General features: G+C 34.7%; 14 protein-coding genes and 1 riboswitch. Of the genes, 9 read left to right on the forward strand and 5 right to left on the reverse strand.

The window, feature by feature from the left end; all coding sequences use genetic code 11:
• The first annotated feature begins 95 nt into the window (after window positions 1-95).
• Together CN326_RS04195 and CN326_RS04200 are read left to right on the forward strand one after the other, a co-directional pair.
• Window positions 96-866: an ABC transporter ATP-binding protein gene (locus CN326_RS04195; protein WP_098306522.1), complete on the forward strand. Its 771-nt coding sequence runs from the start codon at window positions 96-98 to the stop codon at window positions 864-866.
• A complete protein-coding gene (locus CN326_RS04200; RefSeq protein WP_098306524.1) occupies window positions 853-2793 on the forward strand; it encodes an ABC transporter permease in 1941 nt (646 codons plus the stop codon). The genes CN326_RS04195 and CN326_RS04200 overlap by 14 nt, the downstream gene beginning before the upstream one ends.
• A gap of 104 nt (window positions 2794-2897) precedes the next feature.
• Here the strand turns inward: CN326_RS04200 and hpt are convergent, their stop codons facing one another.
• From hpt to CN326_RS04220, 4 genes are all read right to left on the reverse strand, one after another.
• Window positions 2898-3428 carry a hypoxanthine phosphoribosyltransferase gene (gene hpt / locus CN326_RS04205; protein ID WP_098306526.1) on the reverse strand — a complete coding sequence of 177 codons (531 nt, stop codon included), beginning with the start codon at window positions 3426-3428 and terminating at the stop codon, window positions 2898-2900.
• Window positions 3429-3643: 215 nt separating this feature from the next.
• Window positions 3644-4633 carry a sugar phosphate isomerase/epimerase family protein gene (locus CN326_RS04210; RefSeq protein ID WP_098306528.1) on the reverse strand — a complete coding sequence of 330 codons (990 nt, stop codon included), beginning with the start codon at window positions 4631-4633 and terminating at the stop codon, window positions 3644-3646.
• 36 nt (window positions 4634-4669) lie between these two features.
• Window positions 4670-5965: an MFS transporter gene (locus tag CN326_RS04215; protein WP_098306530.1), complete on the reverse strand. Its 1296-nt coding sequence runs from the start codon at window positions 5963-5965 to the stop codon at window positions 4670-4672.
• 204 nt (window positions 5966-6169) lie between these two features.
• Entirely contained in the window at window positions 6170-6544 is a 375-nt protein-coding gene (locus CN326_RS04220; protein ID WP_098306532.1) for a RidA family protein, read from the reverse strand.
• Between the two features lie 429 nt (window positions 6545-6973).
• Between CN326_RS04220 and CN326_RS04225 the strand changes: the two genes are divergently transcribed.
• The 3 genes from CN326_RS04225 (at window position 6974) to CN326_RS04235 (ending at window position 8772) form a co-directional block, all read left to right on the forward strand.
• Complete coding sequence (locus CN326_RS04225) at window positions 6974-7645, forward strand: helix-turn-helix transcriptional regulator (RefSeq protein WP_098306534.1); 672 nt, start codon at window positions 6974-6976, stop codon at window positions 7643-7645.
• A 120-nt stretch (window positions 7646-7765) separates the two neighbouring features.
• Window positions 7766-8110: a potassium channel family protein gene (locus tag CN326_RS04230; RefSeq protein ID WP_098306536.1), complete on the forward strand. Its 345-nt coding sequence runs from the start codon at window positions 7766-7768 to the stop codon at window positions 8108-8110.
• A 332-nt stretch (window positions 8111-8442) separates the two neighbouring features.
• Window positions 8443-8772 (forward strand): hypothetical protein, encoded by a 330-nt coding sequence (locus CN326_RS04235; protein ID WP_098306538.1) that lies wholly within the window; start codon window positions 8443-8445, stop codon window positions 8770-8772.
• Between the two features lie 42 nt (window positions 8773-8814).
• On the opposite strand, the gene thiT is transcribed toward CN326_RS04235, so the two are convergent.
• The gene (gene thiT, locus CN326_RS04240) at window positions 8815-9414 is read right to left on the reverse strand and encodes an energy-coupled thiamine transporter ThiT (protein WP_098306540.1); all 600 of its coding nucleotides are present in this window, start codon (window positions 9412-9414) and stop codon (window positions 8815-8817) included.
• A gap of 88 nt (window positions 9415-9502) precedes the next feature.
• Window positions 9503-9604: riboswitch (TPP riboswitch) on the reverse strand.
• A gap of 206 nt (window positions 9605-9810) precedes the next feature.
• Between thiT and CN326_RS04245 the strand changes: the two genes are divergently transcribed.
• The 4 genes from CN326_RS04245 (at window position 9811) to CN326_RS04260 (ending at window position 12870) form a co-directional block, all read left to right on the forward strand.
• The gene (locus CN326_RS04245; RefSeq protein ID WP_098306542.1) at window positions 9811-10038 is read left to right on the forward strand and encodes a FeoA family protein; all 228 of its coding nucleotides are present in this window, start codon (window positions 9811-9813) and stop codon (window positions 10036-10038) included.
• Window positions 10035-12023 carry a ferrous iron transport protein B gene (gene feoB / locus CN326_RS04250; protein ID WP_098306544.1) on the forward strand — a complete coding sequence of 663 codons (1989 nt, stop codon included), beginning with the start codon at window positions 10035-10037 and terminating at the stop codon, window positions 12021-12023. The genes CN326_RS04245 and feoB overlap by 4 nt, the downstream gene beginning before the upstream one ends.
• Window positions 12024-12040: 17 nt before the next feature.
• Window positions 12041-12208: a FeoB-associated Cys-rich membrane protein gene (locus CN326_RS04255; RefSeq protein ID WP_098306546.1), complete on the forward strand. Its 168-nt coding sequence runs from the start codon at window positions 12041-12043 to the stop codon at window positions 12206-12208.
• A 215-nt stretch (window positions 12209-12423) separates the two neighbouring features.
• Window positions 12424-12870, forward strand: a complete 447-nt coding sequence (locus CN326_RS04260; RefSeq protein ID WP_098306548.1) for an SgcJ/EcaC family oxidoreductase — start codon at window positions 12424-12426, stop codon at window positions 12868-12870.
• Window positions 12871-12882 lie beyond the last annotated feature (12 nt).

The following is a 12882-nucleotide window of genomic DNA, read 5'->3' on the forward strand; positions in this document are numbered from 1 at the left end:
AAGATATTGTGACTTATATAACAATCATGTTTGTGTAAGGGGGTTCGATCGTGGCAACAGTAATGATGAGATAAGGTAAAGTGAGGGATATAGTAATGAAAACAGTGCTAGAAGCAAATAATATTAAAAAAATATATGACACCGGTGGAAATAAATACGAAGCGTTAAAAGGAATTAACTTACAAGTGAAAGAAGGCGAGTTCGTTGGAATTATGGGGCCGTCTGGATCGGGTAAAACAACGTTATTAAATGTTCTTTCTACAATTGATAACGCAACAAGCGGTGAAATTTTAATTGATGGAAATGATATTGTGAAAATGAATGATGATAAGCTAGCATTATTCCGTCGTGATAACTTAGGCTTCATTTTCCAAGATTATAATTTATTAGATACGTTAACAGTGAAAGAAAATATTGCGCTTCCACTTGCGTTATCAAAAGTAAAAGCAGGTGAAATTGATCGCCGTGTTCTTGAAATCGCGAAAAAATTTGGTATTGATCATATTTTAGATCAATATCCATACCAAGTATCTGGCGGACAGAAGCAGCGCTGCGCAGCCTCTCGTGCTATTGTTACAAATCCAAGTATGATCTTTGGAGATGAGCCAACAGGTGCGTTAGATTCTAAGTCTGCAACTGACTTATTAGAGAGCATGAAAGCATTAAATGAATATGATCAATCGACAATTTTAATGGTCACGCATGATGCATTTGCCGCAAGTTATTGTCAGCGTGTTATTTTCATTAAAGATGGTGAGTTATATAAAGAACTGCACAAAGGAGAAGTAACGCGGAAGCAATTTTTCCAAGAAGTACTAGACGTAATGTCTATTATCTCTGGAGGTATAGTAGATGACGTTATCTAGTATTGCCCTTCGCAATATAAAGCGAAACTTTAAAGATTATGCTTTATATTTTATGTCGATGATTTTTAGTATCGTCATTTACTTTACCTTTGCAGCACTTCAATATAATACACAAATGGAAAAAGCGGCAGAAGGATCAAAGAAAATTAGCGGGGCATTCCAAGTCTCTAGTGTAATGCTCATTATTTTCGTAGCGGTATTTATTATTTATTCCAATAGCTTCTTTACACGTAAACGAAAAAAAGAAGTTGGGTTATATTCTTTACTAGGAATTCGGAAACGCCAAATTGGGAGAATGCTGTTTTATGAAAATATGTTAATGGGATTAATGTCCTTAGTAATTGGTATTGTGATTGGTAGTTTACTGTCTAAGCTATTTCTGGAATTACTAGTAAGCTTAATGGGACTCGATTTACATGTTCATTTTGAAGTGCCGTTAGCAGCGATTACGAATACGGCAGTTGTGTTTTTTGTTATTATTTTGTATACATCGCTGCAAGGGTATCGTTTAATTTATCGATTTAAGCTTATTGAGCTATTCCGCGCTGAGCGTGAAGGAGAACAAATGCCAAAAGGGTCTATTATTATGGCATTTATCGCTATATTCTTAATTGGTTCTGGATATTTCTTATCACTTATGTTTACGAAAGCTATTAAATACGCAGACTTCATGATGATCGCATTTTATATTCTATTTGCAACCGTAATTGGTACGTATTTATTATTTAAGTTCTTTACAGTTGTCGTTTTAAAACGCGCAAGAAATAATAAATCATCCTTTTATAATGGAATGAATATGGTAACGACATCTCAGTTGTTATACCGCATTAAAGGAAATGCAAAATCGCTTGCAACCATTGCTATTTTAAGTGCAGTAACATTAACAGCCGTTGGTACATCTGTCACGATGTATTACAACACATTCACACAAGCGAAAGATTATACACCGTATAGCTTCTCTTATGAGAAAAAGGATGAGGCTTTAGAACAGAAAGTGAATGCAATCTTTGAGGAAGAGAAGAAGCATAATCCAATTAAAGAGCAGTTCGAAATTGAAATGGTGCCGGTGAAAGGGAAATTTGAAGGTGAAAAAGCTGATATAAGTATGAATGCTCATTATATGATGACAGAACAATATCAACTTGTGTCACAATCCGCCTTTAATACAATTGCGAACAAAATGGATACGGTAAGGTTAACCGCTGGAGAAGCTTTCGTATTGGATGGCACGTATATTGAAGGACATGAATTTAGTACAGTATATACAGGAAATAAAGCGGTATTTCCTCTTGGAAATGAAACGAAGGCATTAACAATTAAAGGTGTTGAAGGTCGTAATGTTACGAACTTAGGAGAATTAGTTGTTGTTGTTCCAGACGACGTATACGGGCAAGCGAAAAAGGTAAATGGAACGAGAGTTGTTAAAAATATTAATGTGAAAAATGAGAAGAATAGTAAGGCATTAACGGAAAAATTAACAAAGATTATGCCGAGAGAGCCTGAACCTGCACCGTCATTTAGAGATTTCTATACAGGATTTAAAGGCGGAATCGAAGCAACTGGTCTGATGATGTTCATCAGTACTTTCCTAGGACTGGTATTCTTACTTGCAACAGGTTCTATCATTTACTTTAAACAATTAACAGAAGCAAATGCAGACCGTGATCGCTATGTTGTTCTTCGTAAAATTGGGGTAACGAAGCAAGAGATGAAGAAAGCAATCGCAAAACAAATTCGCTTTATTTTTGCGATTCCATTAGTCATTGGAATTTTGCATAGCTTATTTGCGCTAAAAGGGTTGGCTAACTTATTGCCATTTGAAATTTTAATTCCATTATTAATGAGCATTGGAGTATATAGTGTGATTTATATTGGCTATTACTTCTTAACGGTTCGTTCTTATTTTAAGATTGTAAGTGAGAAGTAGTAGAAAAGCAGCTATTGGTATGAGCCATAGCTGCTTTTTTTTACTACGTATGCATGTCGTATATTGGCGAATGGCCGATATATGTAAAAAACGCTGATATCGTATTATTTATCTGTTGCAACAGAAGCGATGTATGGTAAGTTGCGATATTTTTCAGCGCAGTCAATGCCATAGCCGACGATGAATTCATCTGGAATGACAAAGCCAACATATTCAGCTGTTAAATCAACTTTACGGCGTTCTGGTTTATCAAGAAGCGTACAGAATTTTAACGCTTTTGGTTTATGCATTAAGAAGTGGTCCTTTAAGAAATGAAGTGTTAAACCAGAATCAATAATGTCTTCTACGACAATTACATTTTTACCTGTAATATTTACATCGATATCTTTTAATAATTTTACTTTTCCAGTTGTTGTTGTTTGGTTTCCATAGCTAGATGCAGAGATAAAGTCGATTGTTACATCGTTTTTAATGTGACGAATTAAATCTGCTGCGAATACGAAAGAACCTTTTAGTACAGCAATAACAAAAATTTCTTCTCCTTCAAAATCACGTTCGATTTGCAGTGCAAGCTCTTTTACTTTTTCTTGCAGCTGTTCTTGTGAGATTAAAGTGTCTTTTATTTGGATTTCCATGCTGATCCTCCTACATTGTAAAACTTATGAACAGTTTGACTGTAAAGGATTGATGTGAAAAAGTCAAAAATGAGAGAGGAATAATTTATTTTAAATCGAAGAAATAAAATGAAAAAGAGATTGGTAATTAGCCAATCCCTTTGTTAATTTCATAGCAGTTTTGTATCTTGAATTTATGCAGAAATAGTGGATACTTCTACATATATAGGTGGAAATTAATTAGTTATCTCATTGAAATTTTTTTGTCTACAATATTTTTCTCTTAAAGCTAGTACATATTCTACAGATTGCTGAACACCTTTTTCTTGATCTTCAAGCATTTTTTCTAATAGATGTTCAGGAGGATAATAGTAATCTGCAGGCTGAATGACATGTAAGTCATATGGAGGATTTTCTACTTTGAATGCTCCTTCACCGACTTCATATACTCCCCCAGTTCCTTTTGGACGTTTAAATGGAGCTACGTATGGAAAACACATTTCTACATTGATTCTCGTTAGTGTTGATTCATTCACAAGGATTTTAAAACATTCTTCCAAATCGATATTTCCAGTTCCTGCTGGAACCCCGCAAACTATATGGTCTTCACCGTCATGAATGACAATGTGATCTTTAAAATGAGTTGTGTAGGCATACGGAGCTAAATTCCTTACTGCTTCAACTGGATCTTCCCATGCCATCATTCCATTTCCTAGATCACAATGTGCTCCAACCCAAGGACTGTTTACTTCTTTAATAATTTTAATTACCTCAGCTGTTGTTTCTTCTTCGTGGTTTTCGACTCCAAGTTTAATTCGATATTGTTTTAACAATGGCACGATTTGTTTGAGTTCTTCAGGAGCCTTAGCCATCTTTTCGGCATCATATTCCCCTACACAAACGTAAGTCCGGATGACATCTGCACCAATTTGATTGGCAATGTCTATCACTTTTGTCAAATGCTCTATATCTGTACCTCTTGTATCAATTTCAGCATATAAACCATATTTTTGAATTTCTTCTCGAACCTTTTTCAAGTGATCAGGGTCGTTTCCGCCAAGCACACCCCATTCTGGATGTAAATTCTTGTCTGCCTCATTTGTAATAATATTGATCTGAACCCCGTCCAATCCGAGTTCAGCTGTTTTTCTTATAAAATCAAAAATATCCATTCGGTTGTTGTGAAAAAATAAATGATAGCTTTCTGTTTCTAATCCAATTTTCATAATATCCTCACCTTTCTTATCTTTCGGTTATAAATCTCATACTTCATTTGAAATTGAACTTGTCTCGTTTTTCACTAACTCATTTTTCTTCTTAACAATTCGGACTAAATAACTGCTAATAATCAGGCCAAGTACGGAAAAAGCAATCATTGTTAAAAATACATGCTTATAACCGTCCATTCCTGGTGTTCTATCTAACATGCTTCCGTATAGAGAAAATGCAAACATCGAAGGTGCATATCCTATTAAGCAAGCAATAGAAACAGATGAACCACTGATTTCTCTTGGTATTCCCACTTCATCAATAGGCGCAAAAAATACCGCTCGTTGAGTAAAAATAATTGTGCCAAAACTTAGTGTAAAGATCATTCCAACGTATACATTCATCGTCTCATGAGGTAAGAAGATAAAAATAGTCATCCCAATAATTGCGGCTATAAAAGCAACTCTTAAATATTTAGATGGAGATTTGAATTTTTTATCAGCTAAGAATCCTCCTAGCGGACCTCCAAGCATTTTTAAAGCGTATTGATTAATAATTCCATAAGCACCTACTAGTGCAACAGGCATACCATAGATTTCTTTTAAAAACGGAATAAAATATGTTAAACCAATATAAACGGAATACACAGAGAATATAGTGAATGATACTGCCCATACTTCAGGCATCTTTAATGCTTGTAAAGCACCTTCTAGTGCAGCTTTATTTTTGTTAATTTTGTTACCTTGTTCATCTGTATCTTTAATTACGTCGTCTTCTACTAAGAAATAAGAAATGATACCAATAACAATTGCTGTTGCTGCAAGGAAGATAATTGCACCTCTAAAGCCAGCTGCTCCTGATCCTAACCAACTAAAAATTGCAAGGGCAGAAAAAGCAACAATAGTATCAACCACTCCTCTTCCTGCTTCAAGGAATCCAAACACTCTACCTTGTTCGTCTTTATCTCCTAATAACCTTACAGCTTTTATTAAAGCAGGCCAGTAAGCAGTTTCTGCAAATAAAGCGAAAATGATCCAAACAGTTAAAACACCATAATAACCAGGAAATGTTGTTAAATATAATCCTGATAATCCAACACCAATTAAGCTAAACGGTATGATTTTTTTCTTAGAAAACCTGTCTACTATATACATCGATGCGATATAACCGAATGCTTGGATAATCCCATAAATAGATAAGATTACACCTATTTGGGTATGAGATAAGTGAAAATACTCCATCATGGGAATATAAAAAGCATCTTTTAAAAACGGAAGTTTAAAAATTGTTCCTCCGCCTAAAATTAGTACGACAAGTGCAAACCACTTATTTTTTTTTGGAGTATCCATCCTTTTCCCCCTCAGAGGTTGATTTTTTAAAGATAGCGCTTTCAATGAATTCGAAACTTAGCACTCCCTCACTATAAAGATTAAGTCTTTAAATCGTTTGATAATAAAGGAGCGACATTTTATTTTATCATTTTTAATATTTAATTTTTCCTTATAATAAAGCGACATCATTACATTGAACTGTATGCGTTAACATTAAAAACTTTATAAAGTTGCAATAACTTCAATTTCAACAAGTGCATCTTTTGGCAATCGTGCTACTTGTACGGCACTTCGAGCGGGACAATTTGCTGTAAAGTAAGTACGGTAAACTTCATTCATTTGTGCAAAATGGTTCATATCTTTTAAAAACACAGTTGTTTTAACAACTTTACTTAGATTACTTCCAGCTTCTTCTAGAATGGCTTTTACATTCTCTAATGATTGTTTTGTCTGATTTTCAATTGTTTCAGGCATTTCTCCGTCTTTGGGGTCAATCGGCAGTTGCCCCGAAGTAAAGATAAAATTCCCCGCTTTCATCGCTTGTGAATAAGGACCAATTGCACCAGGTGCATGTTGAGTAGAAATAACCGCATTCATCCAAAAACCCCTCCTGTGATAATTTTTTATCATAACTATAATAATTTCTTATAACGTGATTTTATTTTAATACTTCCTTTTTCTTAATTCAACAAATATTTTAAAAATTCTTTAAAACATTAAAAAAATTCTCATTGCAATAAGAATTTTTTATTGATAAATTTACATATAGAAAGTAAAAAATGAGAAAAATTGGGTAAAATCTGCCTCTTATCCCGCTATTCGCGGGCAGTAAGACCTCCACCTCAAGATTGAGAGAAGCGAAGAAGATAGGCGGGGGATGAAGAAAACCCCCGCTGATGGAAGTTTCACTTTATCTTTAGAGAGGCATTGTGTAGTAGTATGATAGTATGAAAGAAGAAAGCAAAGAAAAATGTTGATGCGAAAGTGTGTACTTTCTTCATATCTTCTAAAAAAGGTGCGATATCAATGGAAAATAAAGAAAAGTTAAAGCGGTATATTCCTCTTGTTCATTTCATTGCAGATGTAATTGGAGAAAATTGCGAAGTTGTTTTGCATGATGTTACGAATCCAGACGAATCTATCATTGAAGTTGTTAATGGACATCTTAGTGGAAGAAAAGTTGGTGGGCATTTAACAGACTTAGCTTTAAAGATTTTACAAGAAAAAAAATACATAGATAAACATTTTATTTCCAATTACAAAGGAAACTCAAAAAATAATCAAACGTTTCGTTCATCAAGCTATTTTATTAAAGATGAACACAATAGCATAATTGGAATGCTGTGTGTGAATATTGATATTAGTAACATGATAAAAGCAAGAGACTGGTTAGATAGTATGATTATGAGTCAGACTAGCATGAATGAAGATGCGGAGAAGTCACACCCTAATCTTGAACTAGATCTTTCCGAGAATTTAGAAGAAAATCTCGATAGTCTGCTTTCATCACTTATTACAGGAGTTTTATCTGAGTACGAAGTGTCGCCTGAGAGAATGTCTCCCGATGAAAAAATGGAAGTGATAAAAAAACTTAATGATAAGGGGGTATTTTTACTGAAAGGCGGCGTAAGTGAAGTTGCTAAACATTTAAAAGCATCAGAAGCAACTATCTATCGATATTTAAATAAGGTAAAGTAAATGTGTCATTTACTTATTTAAGTAGCATTTTCTTTAAAGGAGAAGTGCTACTTTTTTTATGCGCAGAAAAGTGATAGACTTTCCATTGATTAAATGAACTGAATAGAAAAGGAGAGTCATATGATTTCATTTTTATTTACTTTAAAAAGAATGTTAGAAGCTTTTTTTAGAGCGTGGAAGGATAAAGAATTTCAAGTGTTATTTGTATTAACGGCTGGAACTCTTATGACAGGAACTATTTTTTATAGTACGGTAGAAAAAATGCGCGTAATTGATGCTTTATATTTTAGTGTTGTCACATTAACGACAGTTGGGTATGGCGATTTTAGTCCAAAAACAGACTTTGGAAAGCTCTTTACTATTTTTTATATTTTTATTGGACTTGGTTTAGTAGCTGGTTTTATTCGTAAACTAGCAATAAATATTCAATTGCCAGATCGATTATCAAGACGAAAAAACGGGTAAAAGCAATCAGGATATGCACTCGATTGTATGTATAGATGCTTTGAATTTTTTACGATACTAATAATCATTGCATTTCCTACACTTTGCTTCTAAATTATACAAGCCACTTCATGAGAGAGTACTATCAATCAAAGCGCGCGTATTATTTATATGTAATTGAATTTTATATATTTATATATCATTATTTATGATTTTAACCTTACAAAATTGTAAGGTTTTTTGTAAGGTAAATCGATAGTTTGTACTGATTTTTTTGTATACACTACATATGTGTAAGGCACACACATTTTAGGGAAAAAAGGCAGGCACTAAAAAAAGAAAGGAGTAGGGGAATGGAGAGGCACTCGGCGGCTCTATCTTTATTATTAGAGAATGATACGATTATGTTAGCTAATAATGAAGGCTGTAAAACTGTAGTTGATCGACAAGAAGTATGGATAGATTCACATGATAAAGTTGTGTGGCACAAATGGAATGATAGCTATAAAGAGAATATAAAGAAGCAGCACATAGGGTATGATATGCGTAGAGTTGTTTTATGGAATGAGATGAAATCTTGGATTCATAAGCATAACGGTAAAAATAAACGAGAGCAGCCGAGAGAGATAGACACACTCCATTTTCAAACTCCTGAAATGGTAAGACACATAGATTCACATTAGGAAAGTAACATTGGAAACTGAGGCACAAAAAAAGATTGCTATTTAAGCAATCTTTTTTTTGTTTGTATAATTCATATTCACGCTTGTAAATAAGCGCGGTGCTGTTGTAAATAAAATGACAAGTAAAATTGAACATAATGCGAAAGAACCAATCATTGTGCTGCCATTTATGATGAAAGAATATAAAACAGCAGATTGTCCTTTTGGTGCGTATTGTCCAAAGAAAATAACACCGGCAATAAAATGCCAGAAGTAACGAGCTAGGCTGCCAATAAATGTAGCGATAATGATATACGTAATTGCTTTTGTTCTTTGTTTATTGGCAAGTGCTTGTTGGATGGGTGTATGAAATAATCCAGAAAAACCGATAAAAGCAAATGCAATGAAGTATTCAATAAACGCTTGTACGGGCGTTAAAATGTATGCATCTCCTACGACAATTTGTAGTAATCCCCAAATGAGCCCACTTAAGAAACTCGCTTTAAATCCCCAGCGGTAAGCGATAATAAAAATTGGAATCATAGCAAATGAGATAGAACCGCCGCCTGGAAGTTTAATAGATAGCGGCAAAATGTCGATGACTAACGCAAGTGCTGCGAGAATCGCTGCTTCTATCATCGCTTGTAAATTTGTGTTGCGCATTTATAGCTCCCCCTACATCCAAGTTACAAAAAAAGAATCACTAGCATAGGGGGATATTGAAATATACAAGTTACAAATAACTATTTATGTATATACGTTTGCACAATTCCTGCGTTAGCATTAACTAACAGGTTCAAAGGGTCGGAACGATGTGTTCCCTCTCAGCAGCAAAGCTCCCCCTGTGACAACGAGATTCTTAGATTGTTATTTTTATTGTAACGAAAATGGATAAGAATGACAAATGAATCATACATAACTTTGTTTCGTAACATAAAAACGCTGAAATTGTACAAAAATAGTAATAAATTCACATTATATTGTATAGTTTTTTTTCCAAAAGTCATGATATGATTGATATTGATAATAATTATCGTTATCTTCCAAGGGGGAGAAGTTATGAACTTAGTTGATATGAATATAGATGAAAAAGTACGTGTGAAAGATTTACAATCTCTTGATAAATTGTTAAAACGTCGTTTAGCTTCATTTGGATTTGCTGAGGGTTGCGAACTTTGTATAAAACAAAAGGCAATGTTTAATGGTCCATGTACATTAGAATGCCGCGGACAATTAATCTCTATTCGCCATTGTGATGCGAAAATGATAAAGGTGGAATTAGCGTGAATAAGGTTGCTTTACTAGGGAATCCAAATACGGGGAAAACATCATTATTTAATGCGCTTACTGGTTCTTATGAATATGTAGGGAACTGGAGCGGAGTAACTGTAGAAAAAAAGATTGGTAAGTTAAAAGATAAGAAGGGAACTTTAATAGACTTACCAGGTGTATATAATTTAAACCCTGTGTCACGTGATGAAGGGGTTGTTACACAATTCCTATTAACTGACGAATTTCATCATATGTTAAACATTGTAGACGCTTCTCAATTCGAGCGTAATATGCATTTAACTTTGCAATTATTAGAATTTGGTAAACCGCTCTCAATTGGTTTAAACATGATAGATGTTGCCAGGCAGCGTGGAATTATCATTGATGTAAAGAAACTAGCTGAAATACTCGGTGTAACAGTTATTCCGGTTATTGCGAGGAGCGGAAAAGGCTGTGAGGAATTGTTAGCTTCTCTTCACGAAAGTGATCGCGTAGAACAGAAGCCATTTATTCTTTCTTATGGTGAAAAGATAGATGCAGGAATTCAGCAAGTTATGGATAAATTGCAACAAGCAAATTATGAACATCCAAGATGGCTTGCACTTCAATTCTTAGGAAATAACGAAGTGGTAGAAAAAGAATTGAGTCAATTACATGCATATAACGAAATTGTAGCGATTCGCTCTGCATTAGAAGCAGAACTAGACGTAACGCTAGAACAGCATATATACGGGGCACGTGCAGCGTATATTGAAAAGTTGAAAACAAGTGTCATTCGTCATGAGAAAGAAGGAAGCATTCCTTTTTCTGAACGAATTGATAAATTAATTACGCATAAAATCTGGGGGCTTCCGATCTTTTTAGGGATTATGTATTTCATTTTTCAGGTTACATTTACATGGATTGGGACACCTCTATCTGATCAACTTGATGCATTTGTCGGTGGTCCGTTCACAGATTGGGTAACGACAGCTCTAACGAATATGGGGGCATCTGAGTTTATTCGAGCGCTTATTACAGATGGCGTGATTGCTGGTGTCGGTGGAGTTATAGTATTCGTTCCGCAAATTTTTGTATTGTTCTTCTTTATTTCATTATTGGAAGACTCTGGATATATGGCGCGTATTGCCGTTGTAATGGATCGTATTATGGAGTTTTTTGGACTAAATGGAAAAGCATTTATTCCAATGATTATTGGTTTTGGTTGTAACGTACCAGGCATTATGGCCGCAAGAACGATTGAACAGGATAAAGAGAGGTTGCTTACGATTTTAGTGACGCCATTTATGTCGTGTTCAGCACGTCTACCTGTATATGCATTATTTGCTGGGGTCTTTTTCCCGCATAGTCAAGCAATCGTTGTGTTCTCTTTATATATCGTTGGTATAATACTTGCGCTATTGGTGACAAAGATTATGTCTGTTACGGTTTTAAAAGAAGAAAAATCTATTTTTGTAATTGAACTTCCGCCTTATCGCGTACCGCAAGCAAAAACGTTATGGCGCAGTACATGGGAAAAAGGAAAAGGATTTGTACGTAAAGCAGGTACATTTATCTTTGGTGGTTCTGTTGTCATTTGGTTATTAAACTATGCCGGTCCATCTGGGTTCGATGTAAAGATGGGAGATAGTTTCCTAGCGATGATTGGCGGCGTCTTGGCTCCAATTCTAGCACCGCTTGGCTTTGGAACATGGCAAGCAGCTGCAGCATTATTAACAGGATTTTTAGCAAAAGAAGTTGTTGTTTCCGCAATGGCGATTATTTATTCTGTGAAAGAAGATGTATTAGGAAACATAATCGGAGCTCATTTTACAGCATTATCAGCATATGCATTTATGTTCTTTATCTTATTATATGTACCATGTTTAGCAACAGTTGCGGTAATTCGCCGTGAAACAGGATCAGTTAAGTGGACTATTTTCTCTGTTGTTTATCCGCTTATTGTTGCGTATGTATTAACACTAATTGTATACCAAGTTGGATCTATGATGGGATTCTAGAAGGAGATGTTTGCATAATGGTAGTTAATATTTTAATTGGAGCTGTCGTTTTTGGATATGCAGCATATACGTTAATTAACTTTGTAAAGAGAAGTAAAAAAGGGAAATGTGCAGCGTGCTCCATTAATAAATCATGTCAGTCTAATGCTTGTAGCCCTGATATGAAGCATGCAGTGAATAAGTAGTACAGAGATTCCTAGATAACATATAAAAACGCATGGAGAACTGATCCATGCGTTTTTTGTTTATCCCACCTCAAGTTTCACAGAGAAACGAGAAAGATAGGTGGGGGATGAAAAAATTCCCACTGATGGAAGTTTTGCTTTAGTTGAAAAGTGTTTAGGCTGATGTAACAATAATTTAGAATATATATAATAACTAAGAACATAGAGGTGATGAAATGAACGAAAGTAAAGAAATACATATCAAAAAAGTTTACGAACAACTTATTGAAGCTTGGAACAATCGTGATGCAGAAGGTATGGCAAACTTGTTTACTGAACATGGAGAGAGTATAGGATTTGATGGAAGTCAGTCGATTGGACGTAAAGAGATTTTTTCTCATTTAAGCCCCATTTTTAGGGACCATCCTACTGCTCAATTTGTAAGTAAAATAAAAGATTTACGTTTCATTGGTGAAAATGTTGCTATCTTAAGAGCTATCGCAGGTATGATACCTCCAGGAAAATCAGATTTAAAGCCAGAGGTTAACACCCATCACACTCTTGTGGTTATAAATAACTCTAATGATTGGAAAATCGAATTATTTCAAAATACACCAGCACAATTTCATGGAAGACCTGAATTAGTAGAACAAATGACAGAAGAGCTGAGGAAACTGTTATAAAAAGAAATGCTC

Source organism: Bacillus sp. AFS018417 (assembly GCF_002560985.1).
Taxonomy (GTDB): Bacteria; Bacillota; Bacilli; order Bacillales; family Bacillaceae_G; genus Bacillus_A; species Bacillus_A rhizoplanae.

Excerpts from the sequence above, each read along its gene's own strand:
- CN326_RS04195 (WP_098306522.1), top strand. The coding sequence starts at position 96 with ATGAAAACAGTGCTAGAAGCAAATAATATTAAAAAAATATATGACACC.
- CN326_RS04200 (WP_098306524.1), top strand. The coding sequence starts at position 853 with ATGACGTTATCTAGTATTGCCCTTCGCAATATAAAGCGAAACTTTAAA.
- hpt (WP_098306526.1), bottom strand. The coding sequence starts at position 3,428 with ATGGAAATCCAAATAAAAGACACTTTAATCTCACAAGAACAGCTGCAA.
- CN326_RS04210 (WP_098306528.1), bottom strand. The coding sequence starts at position 4,633 with ATGAAAATTGGATTAGAAACAGAAAGCTATCATTTATTTTTTCACAAC.
- CN326_RS04215 (WP_098306530.1), bottom strand. The coding sequence starts at position 5,965 with ATGGATACTCCAAAAAAAAATAAGTGGTTTGCACTTGTCGTACTAATT.
- CN326_RS04220 (WP_098306532.1), bottom strand. The coding sequence starts at position 6,544 with ATGAATGCGGTTATTTCTACTCAACATGCACCTGGTGCAATTGGTCCT.
- CN326_RS04225 (WP_098306534.1), top strand. The coding sequence starts at position 6,974 with ATGGAAAATAAAGAAAAGTTAAAGCGGTATATTCCTCTTGTTCATTTC.
- CN326_RS04230 (WP_098306536.1), top strand. The coding sequence starts at position 7,766 with ATGATTTCATTTTTATTTACTTTAAAAAGAATGTTAGAAGCTTTTTTT.
- CN326_RS04235 (WP_098306538.1), top strand. The coding sequence starts at position 8,443 with ATGGAGAGGCACTCGGCGGCTCTATCTTTATTATTAGAGAATGATACG.
- thiT (WP_098306540.1), bottom strand. The coding sequence starts at position 9,414 with ATGCGCAACACAAATTTACAAGCGATGATAGAAGCAGCGATTCTCGCA.
- CN326_RS04245 (WP_098306542.1), top strand. The coding sequence starts at position 9,811 with ATGAACTTAGTTGATATGAATATAGATGAAAAAGTACGTGTGAAAGAT.
- CN326_RS04255 (WP_098306546.1), top strand. The coding sequence starts at position 12,041 with ATGGTAGTTAATATTTTAATTGGAGCTGTCGTTTTTGGATATGCAGCA.
- CN326_RS04260 (WP_098306548.1), top strand. The coding sequence starts at position 12,424 with ATGAACGAAAGTAAAGAAATACATATCAAAAAAGTTTACGAACAACTT.